The sequence below is a fragment of the Pseudovibrio sp. Ad37 genome (genome assembly GCF_001623075.1).
Classification (GTDB): Bacteria; Pseudomonadota; Alphaproteobacteria; order Rhizobiales; family Stappiaceae; genus Pseudovibrio.
In genome coordinates this window covers 65,660-81,623 of sequence record NZ_LMCF01000067.1, presented here as the reverse complement: position 1 = coordinate 81,623, position 15,964 = coordinate 65,660, and the positions used below count along the sequence as shown (strand labels likewise).

Annotated in this window: 19 protein-coding genes; all 19 read right to left on the bottom strand. The window is 49.4% G+C overall.

What is annotated here, in order from left to right; genetic code table 11:
• Positions 1–6 precede the first annotated feature (6 nt).
• On the bottom strand, positions 7–582 hold the full coding sequence (locus tag PsAD37_RS12470; protein WP_153039733.1) for a transglycosylase SLT domain-containing protein: 576 nt from the start codon (positions 580–582) through the stop codon (positions 7–9).
• On the bottom strand, positions 539–1,912 hold the full coding sequence (locus PsAD37_RS12465) for a flagellar hook-length control protein FliK (RefSeq protein WP_063296423.1): 1,374 nt from the start codon (positions 1,910–1,912) through the stop codon (positions 539–541). The genes PsAD37_RS12470 and PsAD37_RS12465 overlap by 44 nt, the downstream gene beginning before the upstream one ends.
• Entirely contained in the window at positions 1,912–3,150 is a 1,239-nt protein-coding gene (locus PsAD37_RS12460) for a hypothetical protein (RefSeq protein WP_063296422.1), read from the bottom strand. The genes PsAD37_RS12465 and PsAD37_RS12460 overlap by 1 nt, the downstream gene beginning before the upstream one ends.
• Positions 3,150–4,871, bottom strand: coding sequence for a flagellar motor protein MotB (locus PsAD37_RS12455; RefSeq protein WP_063296421.1), 1,722 nt, complete (start codon positions 4,869–4,871; stop codon positions 3,150–3,152). Before PsAD37_RS12455 ends, PsAD37_RS12460 begins: the two co-directional genes overlap by 1 nt.
• A 5-nt stretch (positions 4,872–4,876) precedes the next feature.
• Entirely contained in the window at positions 4,877–5,509 is a 633-nt protein-coding gene (locus PsAD37_RS12450) for a hypothetical protein (protein WP_063296420.1), read from the bottom strand.
• A complete protein-coding gene (gene fliF / locus PsAD37_RS12445) occupies positions 5,506–7,188 on the bottom strand; it encodes a flagellar basal-body MS-ring/collar protein FliF (protein WP_063296419.1) in 1,683 nt (560 codons plus the stop codon). Before fliF ends, PsAD37_RS12450 begins: the two co-directional genes overlap by 4 nt.
• Before the next feature lie 136 nt (positions 7,189–7,324).
• Positions 7,325–7,660, bottom strand: a complete 336-nt coding sequence (locus PsAD37_RS12440; RefSeq protein ID WP_063296418.1) for a hypothetical protein — start codon at positions 7,658–7,660, stop codon at positions 7,325–7,327.
• Positions 7,661–7,859: 199 nt separating this feature from the next.
• Positions 7,860–8,945, bottom strand: coding sequence for a flagellin (locus PsAD37_RS12435; protein WP_063296417.1), 1,086 nt, complete (start codon positions 8,943–8,945; stop codon positions 7,860–7,862).
• Positions 8,946–9,135: 190 nt separating this feature from the next.
• Entirely contained in the window at positions 9,136–9,891 is a 756-nt protein-coding gene (fliP, locus tag PsAD37_RS12430) for a flagellar type III secretion system pore protein FliP (RefSeq protein WP_063296416.1), read from the bottom strand.
• A complete protein-coding gene (locus PsAD37_RS12425) occupies positions 9,891–10,400 on the bottom strand; it encodes a flagellar basal body-associated FliL family protein (RefSeq protein ID WP_063296415.1) in 510 nt (169 codons plus the stop codon). Before PsAD37_RS12425 ends, fliP begins: the two co-directional genes overlap by 1 nt.
• A gap of 11 nt (positions 10,401–10,411) precedes the next feature.
• Complete coding sequence (gene flgH / locus PsAD37_RS12420) at positions 10,412–11,122, bottom strand: flagellar basal body L-ring protein FlgH (protein ID WP_063296414.1); 711 nt, start codon at positions 11,120–11,122, stop codon at positions 10,412–10,414.
• Positions 11,119–11,598: a MotE family protein gene (locus tag PsAD37_RS12415; RefSeq protein ID WP_208991849.1), complete on the bottom strand. Its 480-nt coding sequence runs from the start codon at positions 11,596–11,598 to the stop codon at positions 11,119–11,121. The genes flgH and PsAD37_RS12415 overlap by 4 nt, the downstream gene beginning before the upstream one ends.
• Before the next feature lie 150 nt (positions 11,599–11,748).
• Positions 11,749–12,873, bottom strand: coding sequence for a flagellar basal body P-ring protein FlgI (flgI, locus tag PsAD37_RS12410; RefSeq protein ID WP_063296412.1), 1,125 nt, complete (start codon positions 12,871–12,873; stop codon positions 11,749–11,751).
• Positions 12,874–12,877: 4 nt separating this feature from the next.
• Positions 12,878–13,312: a flagellar basal body P-ring formation chaperone FlgA gene (flgA, locus tag PsAD37_RS12405; protein ID WP_208991848.1), complete on the bottom strand. Its 435-nt coding sequence runs from the start codon at positions 13,310–13,312 to the stop codon at positions 12,878–12,880.
• 58 nt (positions 13,313–13,370) lie between these two features.
• Positions 13,371–14,159 (bottom strand): flagellar basal-body rod protein FlgG, encoded by a 789-nt coding sequence (gene flgG / locus PsAD37_RS12400; RefSeq protein WP_063296411.1) that lies wholly within the window; start codon positions 14,157–14,159, stop codon positions 13,371–13,373.
• Positions 14,160–14,182: 23 nt separating this feature from the next.
• Complete coding sequence (locus tag PsAD37_RS12395; RefSeq protein WP_063296410.1) at positions 14,183–14,539, bottom strand: flagellar hook-basal body complex protein FliE; 357 nt, start codon at positions 14,537–14,539, stop codon at positions 14,183–14,185.
• Positions 14,539–14,955, bottom strand: coding sequence for a flagellar basal body rod protein FlgC (flgC, locus tag PsAD37_RS12390; protein WP_181952095.1), 417 nt, complete (start codon positions 14,953–14,955; stop codon positions 14,539–14,541). The genes PsAD37_RS12395 and flgC overlap by 1 nt, the downstream gene beginning before the upstream one ends.
• 8 nt (positions 14,956–14,963) lie before the next feature.
• The gene (gene flgB / locus PsAD37_RS27520) at positions 14,964–15,458 is read right to left on the bottom strand and encodes a flagellar basal body rod protein FlgB (RefSeq protein WP_244272519.1); all 495 of its coding nucleotides are present in this window, start codon (positions 15,456–15,458) and stop codon (positions 14,964–14,966) included.
• A 51-nt stretch (positions 15,459–15,509) separates the two neighbouring features.
• Positions 15,510–15,941 (bottom strand): hypothetical protein, encoded by a 432-nt coding sequence (locus PsAD37_RS12380; RefSeq protein ID WP_063296408.1) that lies wholly within the window; start codon positions 15,939–15,941, stop codon positions 15,510–15,512.
• Between the last annotated feature and the right edge of the window lie 23 nt (positions 15,942–15,964).

Sequence of the window (15,964 nt, the reverse complement as noted above, 5' to 3'; positions counted from 1 at the left end):
GTTGAATTATTTACAAAATTTTAATGAGTTCGGCGTCCATCGTCCGTAACCGGACGCGACGATATTTTTGATCACGCGGCAAACATAACGCTTTTGTGCAGGGTTGTTGTTTGGCCCGGCATGGTACCTGGCGACTGCCATGGTCCAGCTCTTCTCACGCTGCTTCAACTCAGAGAGGAATCTTGCTGCATAAGCAACATTTTGCGAGGGATCGAGCATTGCCCGGAGATCAGAGAACTTATTGAGATGATAGTAGATGTTGATCTGCATACAACCAACATCAATCAGCTTTACACCCCGATTTCGCGATCTCTTAATTGCGGCCAGGGCTTCTGTTGCGCTGTCAGCGAAGTAAGCTTTGCCTGCAATATTGAGAGCGTAGGGGTGTAGAGAGTTTTTGCGGCCCGTCTCTGTCAGACCAACCGCATAAAGGATGCCGAGCGGCACGTTGTATTGTTGTGCCGCTTCCTGCATCTGACGCTCACACAGGCGGATGGCTTTTTTCTTTCCAGCCGCCTGCGCAGAGAATGCTATCAAACTACAAATAGATGCCGCTGCGAATATCTTGAGCATCCGCTTCATTCTGCCCTACCCCGGCATGATCCGCATATGGTTGGTCTTCCCAGTTTTGCTGAGTTCCGCTTTCGCCGCCCTCTCCCTCAGAGTTCTCTCCCCGACCGAACCGTTCCTGATTTTGCCCAGGTTGGCGCATTTGGTCAGATACTTCCTCTTTGAAATTGACGGTAATGTTTTGTGTTTCCGTGCGATAACCAGCATCTTGCAGAACACGTGCTAATGCCTGTCGATCACCCTTCAGCATATCCGCTGCTTCCCGAGTGTTCGTGACAAGAGAAATTTCCAACTCACCACCGCGCATTTGAATATTTGCGCGAACAGCACCAAGATTGTCCGGGCGCAGCTGGATCTCGAGCGATTTAACGGGCTTTGCCGCTTTTGCGTCAGCAGCTTGAGCTGCCAACTCCTGAGCGGTATTTGCTGCAGATGCCGCTTGAGAGAGTTGCTTGGACAAAGCACTGGCAACCTGTTGCGCAGGACGTCCCAACTCAGCAGGTGGAAGGTGCGTCTCAAGACTCACCACTTTAACTTCACCACCCACTGCAGGCTTACCGGCAGTTTGGCTTGCAGAGGCATCTGGTTGCGATTTGCCTTGCTTTAGCAGGAAATCAGCCGATAGCTGCTTAGCTCCGGTTGCGTTTCCTTCTGTCTGAGGCAAATTGATTGCACCACTGCCTTCGAGCTTTGGACCAGCATTAGCAGACTTAAGGCTGCCTACTTCTGAGGCACCCTGCCCCTGAGCAGTTCCGCTCGTTTTCGCGGTACCCGATTTTGCATCGGCTTCGCCATTCAAGGCCTTCAACTCTTTTGAGCTTAACGCGTTCAAGACCTGAGCCATCGTCCCATCTCGACTGGTGACGGTAGAACCGGTCATATTAGCGAGGCTGGTCATTGAACTCATCTGCAATCCAGCTTTTTGCTCAGCTGTCATTGCTGCATTGACGACAAGCTGCTTGGCCAACAACTCATCTGTAAGCAATTCGGCAGCGCCTGAAGCCTTTTGAGCGGCGGCTACCTCATTTTTCGCAACAGTATCGTCTGCTCCGGCGGCATCAGATGAACCTGCACCAGCCTTTTTCAAAAGGTCTTTGATCGTTTCTGATGCTTCAGAATCGCCTTTATCAGACTGGGTCTCGGTTGACGCTGATTTTGCTTCTTTTTTCTCGTTAGACGCATCTTTGCGATCCGGGATTTTTTTATCATCCCGAACTTTATCGATGACCTTATCAAACCCGTTCGCACGATCATCTTTTTCGGAACGAGCGGACTCTTTACGAGTATCTACAGTGTCTTTAACAGGAGCACTACGATCTACATTCGGAAGAGTTGCATTCATCAAAACTCGGCCTCTTTCAGTGCTTCATCTGCATCGTTTAGTGCGCTTTTAAATGGGACTAACACTTCTGTGTCGTATAGCTTCTCTTCCAGTCCAACATGTGGGACGTAAGGAACAAACTCGGAGGCTGCAGGTGTTTCTGGCTGTGGCCATTCTCGAATAGTATTTGCCATCGCGATTGCAGCAGTCTGGATCAATTGATTGCCAGCACTTAAGTCTGCAGCCTTTACCTCAACCAAACCAGAGATTGCCTGTTCCCACTCTTCACCGGAAGCTTTGGCGGCTGAAAGGTAAAGCTTGGCTTCACTCACACGCTCTGCATCATCTGAGTTCAGATCAAGAAATGCAGCGCCTCCCTTGACTGCAAAAGCCGTATTACCACTGATCAAAGCAGCTTTGGCGAGGCGAAGGAGGAGGATACTTTGAGATTCCTCGTCAAACTCCGATACCAGCTGGAACACACGGTCCCACTCATCTTCTTGCTTCAGATAATCAGAGCCGCTGATCACATCAGCGACCGTGTCCCGAAATTCAGAGGCAAATACTGAGGAGCTATATTGGAACAAATATCGACGAGACAGTCTCTCGAACTTCTCCGTATCGCCCAGCTCCGCAACCATTGGCGCTTGCCTGCGCAATGCGCTCTCTTCCACAAGCGTCCCTGGCATCATCAAGCGCGCAAGATCAAAATAGCGCTGTGCGCCTGCCGGATCTTCATTAGAGATCAAAATCGCCTGCGCCAGAGCCACCTGCCCTGCAACTGCTACCGGAAGCGTTATTGGATCGACCTTTAACAACAAGTTCAACGCCATTTGGCGATTGCCTTGCGAGTAGGCCATGGCGCCAGCAAACAGGTTCGGATCACCAGTAAACTTTACGCCTTGAACAGCAAGCTCCTGGAAGACAGATCCAGATCCGCCGCTGAGCATAAATGATACAGCAGCACGCGAGTTTTTCTCCAGCTTCCAAATCTCAGGATCCAGCCGAAGGAACCGACGGCCAATCACAATGAGAGAAGGTTGCAGCAAATTGTAAGCTTCCAGATTCCCCTTAATGATCTCATCTTGAAGAATCTGCAGCTCCAGAACCATAAGATCAGGATCCGCTGTAGACACCATCTGGGCCGATGCTGGCTGAAGGTTCATCGCAACAGGACTTGCAGCCAAAATCAGCGCTGTGGTCAACAGTCCAGATCTCAGGAGAGAAGTTCCAGCTTTTCTTGCAGCGCTAACCAGCATCAAGCCTTCCCTTTCATCAGCATAATTTCAATGCGGCGGTTTTGAGGAGCGTATGGCTCTTCAACGTCTTTTAGACGGCGGTCTGCATAGCCTTCAATGCCTACGATACGGTTTTCATCCAAGCCACCACGAGTAAGCATGAAATAAGCCATGTGGGCACGAGCTGTAGATAGACGCCAGTTGTCGTTGCGCTTGGATTTGAATGGCCGTGCATCAGTATGGCCGCGAATTACGATCTCACCGTTCTCTTCTTCAAGAACCTTCGCAATTTGCTCCATCGCCTTCACAACATCCGGATGAGGCTCAGAGGACCCGACAGCGAACATTCCAAAGTCGTCATTGTCCATGATGCGAATCAGAACACCATCTTGAGAGTGAGTGAACTCGATGCTCGCTCCGGTTTTCATACCTTCAAGCGCTTCACCAACGGAGTTCGCCAGAGAGACCAGCTGCTTATTGCCTTCATCATCCTCATTATCACCAGTTTCGGACTTCTGAGATGATTCTGTAGGCTTTGCGGCAGGAACTACTACAACAGCTTCAAGCTTCGCATCAGCCAGCTCTACTGGCTCTGTAACGAGATCAGGCTGTTTTATATCAACCTTCATGCCTGCGTTTTTCTGAATTTCTTCAGCGTCCTCGATCAATGTCGGAACTTCCTGTTCAGCATCGTCAGTGGCTGCTGTTCCTGCTTTCACTTCAGCGAAAATAAGGCGCGTCATCACAGCATCTTCGCCATCTGCTTCTGCCTGGCTCTGAGCAAGCTGTTTCAGAATTTCTCCCTCGGCAAAACTCTCACCTTCACCATCTGGAGCGTCACCGATTACAATCACGGAATTTTCTGCAGACGCCTCGCCCGAAACTGCCGGGAGGTTCTTACCTCCACGCGCCAGCTCAGAAGCTTCTTCCAAGACTTTGATTTGCTCAGCGGTCAACTCATTCGCCGGAATACCTTCTTCTTTTTCATGAAGGATCGGAATTTGAGCGAGCAAAGGAGCATTGCCTGGCAGCTCATCTTCTTGCCAACCAGAAGGATCGAACGGATCGCGGAAACTGGTTCCGTCAGCCAAACCTTGCCCATCCGGATCACGGTTCGGAAGTGCAAATAGAACCGGGGTCTTCGCCATCTTGAGCGAGCCTAAACCACCTGTTCCAGGCGAGCCGTCTGTCTCAACCGTTGATTCAGCCTCTGCAGCGAGCGCCGCAAGGATAGCATAAGGGTTATCAAAAAGCTGCGCTTCGCTGTACCGGGCATCACGCTCATAATCGCGACTAATGGCATTAATTGGCTTAACACCACCATCTTCAGCGTTCGCACCAGCTAGATTAGAATTTTCACCCGTCTCCCGATCAGAGACCGGTTCAGGCTTCTCTACACCACCACCTGACGTTGGACCCTTTTTCTCCGTACCGCCAGCACCTATAGGCTTGCCATCATCGACACCTTCATCACTATCAGTGATCGACGGTGTTTCTTCAGGATCTCGAATACCCTTTGGGCTTGCAGTAGAATCTACTAGTTTGATCGGATTGAAGTAGCTTGCAATACCGCGCTGAGAAGCCTCATCAGATGCATTGACCAACCACATGAGAAGGAAGAATGCCATCATCGCCGTTGCAAAATCTGCATAGGCAATCTTCCAAACACCTGACTTATGTATGGTGATCATGTCGCTGTTACGCCTGCGAACGATAATCAGTTCTTGTGGTTCCAACGCCATGGCTACTACTCTCCCAGCGTACTGCGAAGCTCCTCGCACCATTCCGTTAGGCCGGTGGAAAGTGCCATGTCAGACACCTTCACCACGAGATCAGTGCTGGAGTTTTCAGAAAATTTTATTGTGTTTGAAAGTTCGCCAACTCTTTTGCCGAACAAATCAAATAAATGTTCGGGGCCAGCTACCTCAAGCACGACTTCAGGCGTTTCAGAGAGTTGTCGACGTACGACCTGCACCAATGAGGTTACGGCACGATCCCTCGCACTCTCTTCGATAAACGGAACCAGAATCTCAGAGACCGCCTTAGACAGTCTATCTTCAATTTCCACGAGAGAATGCTGAAAAGCATCTTTTAACTTCTCACCCTCCCCCTCTTTGAATGCTTTTTCTCGGTCAGCCAGCTCAACTTCTAATTCTTCACGCATCTTCTTGACGCGCTCATCTGCACCCGACCTGGCAGCCTCTTCCCCTTCTGAGAACCCATTTTCATAAGCCTCGAAGACGCGGTTAACCCAGTCGCCACCTTCGCCATACCCCTTCGGAAGCATGGAAATCACTTCCTGCATATCCTGAAGGTCTTTGGTGGTAACTCCTGTATCTGTCGTAAAGTCTGCTAGATAGTCGTTGATGCCGCGTGTCATCCAGCACGCTCCTGATCATACATCCACTGTTTCAGGATGATTGCCGCCTGCATGTCATCCATTTCAACGGCACGCTCAAGCTTACGCAGATTATCACGATTCACAACGGTCGCATCAACGCCTTCACCAGACATCCCGTCCCCGTTTGTGTAATCTGGCAACTGGCCTTCTTCGCCTTCAATTTCACCATCCCGAACAGCGTTGGAGTTAGCACCAACGGGCAAACCTTCTTCAATTTCTTCAGGCTTCGGAATAAGGAAGGCAACAGCTGGACGCAGACCGAACCAGATAATCATCAGCGTAACAATAAGGATTGCACCAGCGTTAACCACTGACCCCATATTGCGTATCAATACGTCCTGCCAGGTCCGCTCTGGAATAGCAGCAAGCTGCTCACCAGCGAGAACAAAGTTCACGGCAGAAACAGAAACCTTATCGCCGCGCGCAACATCAACACCGGCTGCCGTTGCGATAATTTCTTCGATCTGCTCGACCTTCTCGGTCAGATCTGCTTCGGCACCATCAACAATAGCATCGCCTTTTTGCCCTTCGACACGACGTGCTAATTCTTCAACAAGACGATCACGATTAACCAGCACAGCAATACTCATGCGATCAATACGATAATCATCAAAGATGGTTTCAACGGTGCGAGAGGAGATCTCGTAGTTCGTCAGTTCTTCGCGGCGTTCGTTTTCTTCTGAAGAGCGCTCACCGGACTGCGATGACACCGCTTCTTCAGGAAGGTTTTGCTCAACAGTAGTTGGATTCTCCAAACTTGCATTTTGAGCGCTCGCATTTTCTCGCACAACGCGGAAAGATCGCTCAACACGTGTCTCAGGATCATATAAGGTTTCAGAGACACGTTGATTGTCTGTATTCACAGAGGCAGAAACGCTGACTTCAAAGTTATTTACACCGAGATAAGGTGCCAACGCCTGGCGGATCGCATTTTCCTTGCGTGAAGCCAAATCAGCTTCCAACATTGCCTTACGACCTGTGGACGCGCTCTGCGCATCTTCACCAGCAGCTAGAAGCTGCCCCTCAGTATCAAGAACTGTCACCGCTTCAGCAGTAAGTCCTGGAACGGCAGCTGCAACAAGATAACGAATAGATTGCGCAACCGAATTTGTCTGAACACCTTCGGCGCGAATAAGAACGGACGCTGTCGGCTTTTGATTCTCACGTCTGAATGTTGCTTTTTCCGGAAGAACCAAATGCACGCGAGCGGCTTTGACGCCCTGCATACTTTGGATTGAGCGAGCAACTTCCCCTTCAAGCGCACGCACCTTAGTCACGCTCTGCATAAAGGATGTCAGGCCCAGAGAACCCATCTCATCAAAGAGCTCATAACCTGCACCCGACCCACGCGGCAGACCCTTTTCCGCCAGCAGCATACGAGCGCGAGCGGTTGCGCCGACACCGACTGAAATCGATGTACCGTCTGCATTTACGTCAAACGGAACGCCGCTAGCCTGCAATGCCATACCGATTTGAGTGACATCGTCCCTCTCCAGATTAGCGTAGAGAATTTCCTGCTCCGGACGAGACAAGAGATATGCTGCTGCGCCAATCGCAACAAACGTAAATAACCCAATAAAAGCGAGCACCATCAGGCGCTTTGCACCTAACTCGGCCAGATTACCATAGATTTTTTCGGCGTTTTCACGAGCTGCCATTGCGACCTCTGCAGGTGTATCAATGGCGCTACCTTCGCTTTTCAACCTTGCGCGAACGTGATCAGGATTTACATTGGGCGAAAATCCACGCTTTCTCGGAGCCAATACAAGCTATTTTTAGAGAAAACCAAGAGTATCAGGTATATACATCCGCGTGCGTAATACGCTGGATGCTCGGCAGGCCATGCACAGACAGACCACAGCCCTGCCCCTTTAAGCGCTTACTCACACGATCTGCCGTTGCATTGATTGCTACAATCGTATTTGCACCGCACTCAATCTGACGAAGCTGACCTTCCTGTTCAAAAAGCACATCTCGCGCAAGCGCAACAACAGAACTCCAAAACCGCTCATTGCCCCGCAATGCAAACGTTAGGCTCTCAAGCTTTTGCTCAGATGTGAGCGCAGAGAGGTCAACTTGACCAACTTCCTGATCCCATTGCCTGGAGATATTTAACTGACTACTTAACATCAAGCACCGCTCAACTAAAAAAACAACCCAACACGAGATAAAGCTTAAGAAATCTTTTCTCAAATACTGGTATATTTTATCGAACTTGCCTTAACCTGACTTATGATAATTTTATCTAAATTTTTAGCATAATTACAAATAAAGGCCCCGGCGATTAACCGGGGCCTTCAAGCTTCTAAGGTTCTCAGAGCTTTCCGACTTAACGGAACAGGCTGAGGATGTTCTGGGAACCGGTGTTTGCAATAGACAGAGCCTGAATACCAAGCTGCTGCTGGGTCTGAAGAGCCTGCAGACGAGTGGATTCAGCATTCATGTCCGCATCAACCAGCTGACCAATACCACGATCAACAGCATCTGTAAGTGTGTTTACGAACTCAAGCTGCATATCGATACGCATCTTAGCAGAACCAAGCGTGGTTGCTGCATCAGTCATTTCCTTACCTTTTGTATCGATAAAGGAAATCAGACCTTCGAGCAAGGCGTTGTCGTTTGTTGTATCCTGAAGCTGCGAAATATCGAAGTTCAGAACGGTTATAGTGGCCTCACCATCAAGGAGAAGGTTCGCAGTATCAAGAGCACCTGTCCCACCATTTTTAGCAAAAGCAGCCGCTGCAGCACCCATCACACCAGTACCAGGCACAGCCGCCGCAGTTTCATCACCCGGTGTTGCCGGATCATCCACAACAGCTGGAGTACCAGCAGCTCCCAGCCCGTCAGAAGTCAGGATACCAGAGTTGCGCGCAGTATCGCCATCAAGGTCAACAAGAACAACAGCGGAGAGATCAACCTCAATTTTTTCTAGCGTCGCATTACCGGCATTATCACGTGTAAAGGAACCAGTAATTTCCGGATTCAGGTTGTCATTCTGCTTATCCAAAGACAACCAGTTATCACCGTTAAATACCGCTGAACTGGCATTGGTACGCAGCTGATCCTGAAGCGCATTGAGATCCTGCTGAATCTTTGCGCGACCATCCTGGCTCTGTGTTGTTGCAGAGGTCAACTTTGCAACCATCTGCTCCATAATTTCCTGCGACTTTGAAGCAGCAGTAAATGCGATATCTACAGTTGCTTTACCAAGACCGATCCCATCTTTAACAGCACCCAAAGCAGAATTATCTGAACGCATAGTAGTTGCGATGGACCAGTACGCAGCGTTATCGGAAGCGTCATTCACGCGCATACCGGTAGAAATGCGGTTCTGTGTCATCGCCATATCATTGTTGATGCTGCGAAGGTTAGACAGAGCCACCATGGCTGCGGAGTTAGTCAAAAGAGAAGACATATTATTTGTCCCTGTATAAGAAGAATTGGGACATTCCGGATTAAATTCCCGGAGTTACAGAGTTGCATCATGCACTTTGAAGGCCAAAGCCTGTAACAGAAGATAAAGATGACCCACAAAGCTTACGCGAAACTGACTCACTGACTTAGGCAAGAAAAAAGCCCCGAAACGGGACTTTTCGTGGTTAAGTTTAGGTAAACGATCTTATCAGACCGCCCGTTAGCAAGTACCACCCATCAATCAAGACAAAGAATAATACCTTGAAGGGGAGTGAGATGACTGTAGGGGGGAGCATCATCATGCCCATGGACATTGTGATTGTTGCAACAATCATATCGATGACGACAAAAGGCAATGCAATGAGGAAGCCGATTTCGAAGCCTCGCCGCAGTTCTGAGATCATGAAGGCTGGAATGAGGACGCGGAGGTCGAGCTCCTCGATGGGTGCATCTTTTTCATAGTTGAACGCGCTCACTGCAAGATCATCGAAGAGGACCAGGTCTTTTTCGCGCACATTATCCAACATGAATCGTCGGAACGGCTTCGTCATTTCTTCGTAGGCGACTTCTTCAGTGATCTGCTCTTTGATTAGCGGCTGAAGACCATTTTTCCACGCGGTATCGAACGTTGGTGCCATGACGTAGAAGGTCATGAACAATGCGAGGGAAATGAGGATAATGTTTGCTGGTGTCGTCTGCAGACCGATACCGGACCGCAAGAATGACAAAGCAACAACGAAGCGCGTGAAGCTTGTTACCATGATCAGGATCCCCGGCGCCAATGAGAGCACCGTCAGGATCATGACGTACTGGATAATCCGACCACTCGCAGATGCCTGTCCTGCCGGAAGCAAATCACTCAGGTTGATATCCTGAGCGGAGGCTGGTGCGACCCAAAACAACGCAAATAAACTCAAAAAACCCGTAAGAAACGCAAAATAACGCATTACTGAATCACCACAGATTCAAGGACGAGTTCCTTGACAAATTTTCCACCGCGCATCTTTGCGCGCTCGTTAAGATCATCACGCAGGCGCAGCAAACCACGAGTGCCTTCGAGCTGGCGTGGCCCCAATGTACGGGCGTAAAGCAGCAGATCCTGCTCTACTTGCTTAACCAGCAAGGAGTGATCCTGTTCTTCGATTCCGCGCTGCATCAAAACGACTGATGCTTCGATGCGAATCCAGTTCTTAGATGATGACAACAGATTGGTCACGATTGGCTTCAACGAGACAATCTGACTGCTTTCTGTGTATTCCGGATTGATCAAAGCGCCGCTGTTGGCCTTTTGCTCTTCCAGATACTTGCCGTGTACCTGATCAACCAGCGTAGAGCCGATTCCCATTCCACCTGCACTTGCAACGGCAGTCACCACAATAGCAGCGACTGCAACGCCCATCCAAGAATTCTCGGAGGCTGGCAACTGTGGCTTTGGCAACTGTGGTTTAAGAGCCATAGAAGCCTCCTTTAGAGCGGGCTAATGATATCAATGATTTGCTGACCAACGCTTGGTTGCTGCATTTCCGTCACGCGGCCACGGCCACCGTAAGAAACACGCGCTTCAGCGATCTTGTCATACTCAATGGTATTTCGACCTGTGATGTCTTCGGGACGCACGATGCCGGCAACTGACAGAACGCGAACCTCATAGTTCACACGAACTTCCTGTTGCCCTGAAATGATCAGATTGCCGTTGGCAAGCACTTTGGTCACTACTGCTGCAATGGAAAGTTTGATCTCTTCACTGCGATCAATCGCGCCCTCACCTCTACTGCTTGTCTCACCAGTACCGGAAATGCTTGCGTCTGCTTCTCCTGAATCAACACCAGCCCAAGAGAACGCACCTCTCAATCCAGTAGATCGTGAGGAATCACGCGATCTCTCACTGGAGTTGTCTAACTTAGCCTTATCGTTGATTTTGATCGCAACGGTAAGAACATCGCCAATTTGCTTTGCTCGGGGATCGCGGAAGAAATCCTGCTCACCATCAGCCCAAAGCCCGTGATAAGCGCGATTTGAACGGCCGCCACTTTTCGCTGGAGTTGCCGGCAAGCTTGCAACATTTGGCTGAAGTCCCTGCCCCAACGGGGTCAGATGCGGCTCCTTGCCAACGTTTTTCATTGCATTACAGCCAGTGAGCGTAATTGCGGCGAGAATGCATACCAAAGTGCGCTTCACTGTGAAACTCCCATACTTTGCTTGGCGGCCTTTCGAGCTGTAAGTTCTGCCATCAGATCAGTAAGATAGGCTGCGCGCTCTGAGGCCAACTCAGCAAGCACCGAGCTGGCTTTCCGCGCCTTCATCTGGAGAAGAATTGAAACGGCTGTTTCATCATCCAGAGACGTCAACTGCAGCGCCGCTGCATCCGGGCGCATGTTGGCATAGATATTAACAACATGCCCTTCCGCTCTCTGCAGGATTTCATCACGACGTTTCACCCACATGCGCAACTCAGCAATCTTGGCGTCGAGCTCTGTAATCTTAGCTTTCATCTGATGCTCAACATCAAACAGAGCACGCATTTGCCAAGCAATCCGAGCATCTTTTGCCTGATCGGCAATCGCTTCGCAGTAGTTCTTGGCCTGCTCAATTGCTATAGTCAGCTCTTCCGTCTCGGTTTCGTTTGTCTGTGCACTTGCGCTTACAAGCGTCATGCACAAACCGAGAGATACCCCGGCACACTTAAGGGGAAAGAACTTCTTCTTAGAGAGCTTTAGGAGAGGCATTACAACTCAGTTCCAATAGGTTTAGCGGTACATTGAAGCCACAAGCTTGCCCGTGGCTTATCCAATTGCCGTGCGGTCTTATTTGACCACCAGAGTTGCCTGGAGAGCCCCTGCCTGCTTAATCGCCTGAAGGATTGCGATGATGCCGCTCGGCTTCAAACCAATACGGTTCAGCCCCCTAACCAGAGTTTGCAAATCAGTCCCACCAATCAACTGCAACTGACCATCTTCCTGCACCACATCAATATCTGTGCGAGGCACAACTACCGTTTCACCCTGCTGTGCAAACGGTGACGGCTGAGAGACTTCAGGCCGTTCAGAGACGCGAACCGTCAGATTGCCGTGCGTCACAGCAACTGTTGAAATCCGCACATTCTGACCGATAACGACGGTTCCAGTACGCTCATCCACGACCACTCTTGCTGGCGTATCCGGCTGAACCATCAGGCCTTCAATCTGAGAAATGAAACGAACTGAACTGATACCTGCAGGGCGTTGTACCTGAACTGATCTATAATCAAGCTCACTCGCAAGCTTCAGACCATAACGATTCAGCGAAAACGCATTGATTGCATCCGTCACACGCACAGCAGTTTTAAAGTCTGGATTTTTTAGTTCCAGCACCAGCTGCGGCAGAGAAGAAAAATAATCAGGCAGCGTTTTCTCAATTAGCGCGCCATTTGAAACACTTCCGGCAGTTGGAACGCCCTGCGTTAAACTGGCAGCATCACCTGCAGCTGCAAAACCAGAAACGGAAACAGAGCCCTGAGCAACCGCGTAAACATTACCATCAGCCCCCATCAATGGCGTCACAAGAAGCGTTCCGCCCTGTAACGATGCCGCATCGCCGAGCGATCCGACAGAAACATCAATACGGGCACCATTTCCAATAAAGGGAGGCAACTCGGCAGTCACAACAACTGCCGCTACATTCCTTGATCTTAAGTTAGACTCTCGAACGTTCACCCCCATGCGCTCAAGCATGGATTGCAAAGACTGTTCAGTGAACGGAGAATTCCTCATGGTATCGCCAGATCCATTCAGACCAATCACAATACCATAGCCGACAAGCTGATTAGAACGCATTCCGCGCAGATCAGCTATATCCTTGATACGGACGAGTGCAGACGCACTGTCAAACGATAAAAACAAAGCAAGAAAAGCAAGATAAATTGCCCCCAGAGAACGGCTTACAGAACGCACGGTGTTATTCCCCTTCAGCCAGCAAAGATCCGTTTTCTTGCACTTTGCCTAAAACACTTAAACCTGTATCAGGGTTCTTAGCCCTGATATTTGCACCAATCGCCCCAGATTCCTGCGCCTCAACAATGGCGCGGATTTCCAAGCCTTCTTCTTTAAAAACCAACAGAACAGAGGAACCGCGTCGCACTACAACAGGATCTTGAACCGCGTTTTTGGGAATTGGCTTTCCTGGAAAAAGGGTACGGCGCGCTTCCAGCCCAACCACATCTTGCATTCGACCTACAATCGAAAGCTGCGCAACCGATTTCTTGAAGAACCCGCGCTCGCGAAGCATACCTTCTTCGATCTTATCACCCGGATAAATCATCATGGCCGGCACTGGAAGTTTTACAACTTCTCGCCGGCCTGCTGCTGATGCCACTGTCAAAAACAACGGCATGCAGCACGCTAGCAATGCCAGGCTATATAGGCGCTTGGAAGCACTCATCACCGCGCCCTTAGCGAATGCCCTTGGACACAGTTCCAGCCATATCATCTGCTGCCTGAATCACTTTGGAATTCATCTCGTACCCACGCTGCGCGCTGATCAAGCTTGTGATCTCTTTAACAGGATCGACGTTAGCGCCTTCAAGATACCCTTGACGAATAACACCAAGCGCACCTTCACCGGCAATACCTGTATTAGGTGCACCAGAAGCTATTGTTTCGCGGAACAGGTTGCCACCAATCGCCTTTAGGCCAGCATCGTTCACAAAGTTAGTCAGGTTCAGCTGACCAATGCTCGTAGCCGGATTTCCGTCAGCATAAGTAGCAAACACTTCACCACTTTCATTGACAGTAACTTTAACAGCCTCAAGCGGAACAGTGATGCCAGGTTGAACCTCATAACCATCAAGAGTTACAAGAGCCCCCTCACCATTCACATTGAATGCACCGGACCGCGTAAAGAGCGCCTCACCTTCAGGGCCGATAATTTCAAACCAACCCTGACCATCGATCGCCAGATCAAATGCGTTATTGGTTTGCTGTAGCGCACCTTGAGAATGCAACTTACGAACCGCTGCAGTTTTCACTCCAAGGCCTTGCTGAATTCCTTCAGGAACAGGCGCAGCACCACCACGATTGGACACACCAGCTGCACGATCAGTTTGATAAAGCAGATCGGAGAATTCAGCACGAGACGCCTTAAAGGCAGTCGTATTCATGTTCGCGATGTTATTTGAAATAACTTCGAGATTTTTCTGCTGAGCGGACATACCCGTCGCAGCAATAGCAAGAGCCTTCATAGGAAAAACCTTTTCTCAAACAATTAAATACTCATACGAGAGAATTCTTGATAGGCCTCAACAACCTTGTCACGCACAGCTACTGCGCTCCTCAAGGAAAGCTCTGCCTTCATCACAGCCTCGACCACTTTTTGAGCCGAAACCTCGCCACGCACCGCCGCAACAGATGTCGCTTCAGCCGTTTTCAAATCGCCTGCAGTTTCACGAACCACATCAGCCATAGTGTCAGCAAAGCTGCCCTGAACCTCTTGGGCCGCCTGCGTATTCTGCGCCCCGCCTACCAAGTACTGACGAGTACGAGCAGTAGACGAAACATCGTTTACCCCACTGGTAAACGTTGAAACACGCGACACTGAACTCAACGCCGAAAGATCCGCCATCACCTACTCCTCAACAAATCGATTGTACGGGTAATCATTTCTCTGGATTTGACCATCATCTGCAGACCAGCTTCATAAGAACGCGAGGCTTCTCGCATGTCCGCCAACTCAATCAGAGTGTTTACGTTTGGATATTTTACGTTGCCATTCTCATCTGCCGCTGGATGCGACGGATCAAATTCAATACGGTAATCACCTTTATCCGTACCGATATTCTTAACCTCAACGAGATTGGCACCAAGCGCGCGATCAACCTCACTCTTGAAGGTAATCGTCTTGCGCTGATAAGGATTCGCTCCGGGGGTATCGCCAGTCGACTGAACGTTGGCCAGGTTTTCCGAAACAACGCGCATACGCTGTGACTGAACCCTCAAACCCGAGGAGGAAATTTTTAATGAAGCGACAAGTGGATCAATCATAATATTTATCTTCCTAAGCTGCTCTTCATCAAACCATAGAAGGACCCAACAAGCTGAGTATTAAGCGAGTGCTGACGAGCAACCTCACCTGACTTGATCAACTCTTGCTCTAGGGAAACGGAGTTATCTGAGACGGTAACTTGCCACGCCTCGCCACCCTTCACCCGCACACGACGGGCATTGGTTCCATCTTCACTGATATGACCCGACTGAGTAGCAGCCATCTGAATGCTGGTTTTATCCAGAATGTCCTTAAAAGGCTCGACATCCTTACTTGCAAAACCAGGAGTATCAACGTTCGCGATATTTTCGGAAATTGTCGACTGTCGCACTGACAACCAAGAATTTTGCCGCGAAACCAAACTAAAAAGATATACGGGCTCCAAAAAATCCACTCCGCTACAAAAACTGCTAAAAGTGGATAGCAGTGCAATCTTGTCCGTAGCTGGCGGAATCAATATTTCCGGAAAAAGCAAAAAAAGATATACTTGGTTAGTCAAGTATATCTTTTTATCTTAAAATTTTAGGTAAATATACAATTAATATATTTCTTAAGAAATAACAGATGCGTCCGCAAGCGCTGTTTCCAGCCTTTTTGTATTTTCCTGCGGATCTTCAGAAGGCTGCTCAAATGCAATGAACTTGACATCAACGGCCGAGTTTAATGCAAGCAAAAACAAATGAAACATGACACTCACGCCGTCATTTACAAACTTCATATGCAAGCAAACTATTACATCGCCGTTCCAGTTCAAATCGATTGACGACGTCCCAGCATAGGTGAGTGTGTCAGGCTTAAAATAAAGCTCCGACGAAGATTCCAGCAAATCTGTGAGATTAGCAGCTTCATTTGAGAGAATATGGCGAGCTAAAGAAGACAGATCACATAACCGTAACTCGGCTGCGATGGGCTTCATAGCGTTTGCAATCAATGCCTCGCGCAAAACATCTTCAGATTTTGCAGGCAAGTCGGCTTTCTTCAATACGGTCTTTGTAGACAAAATAC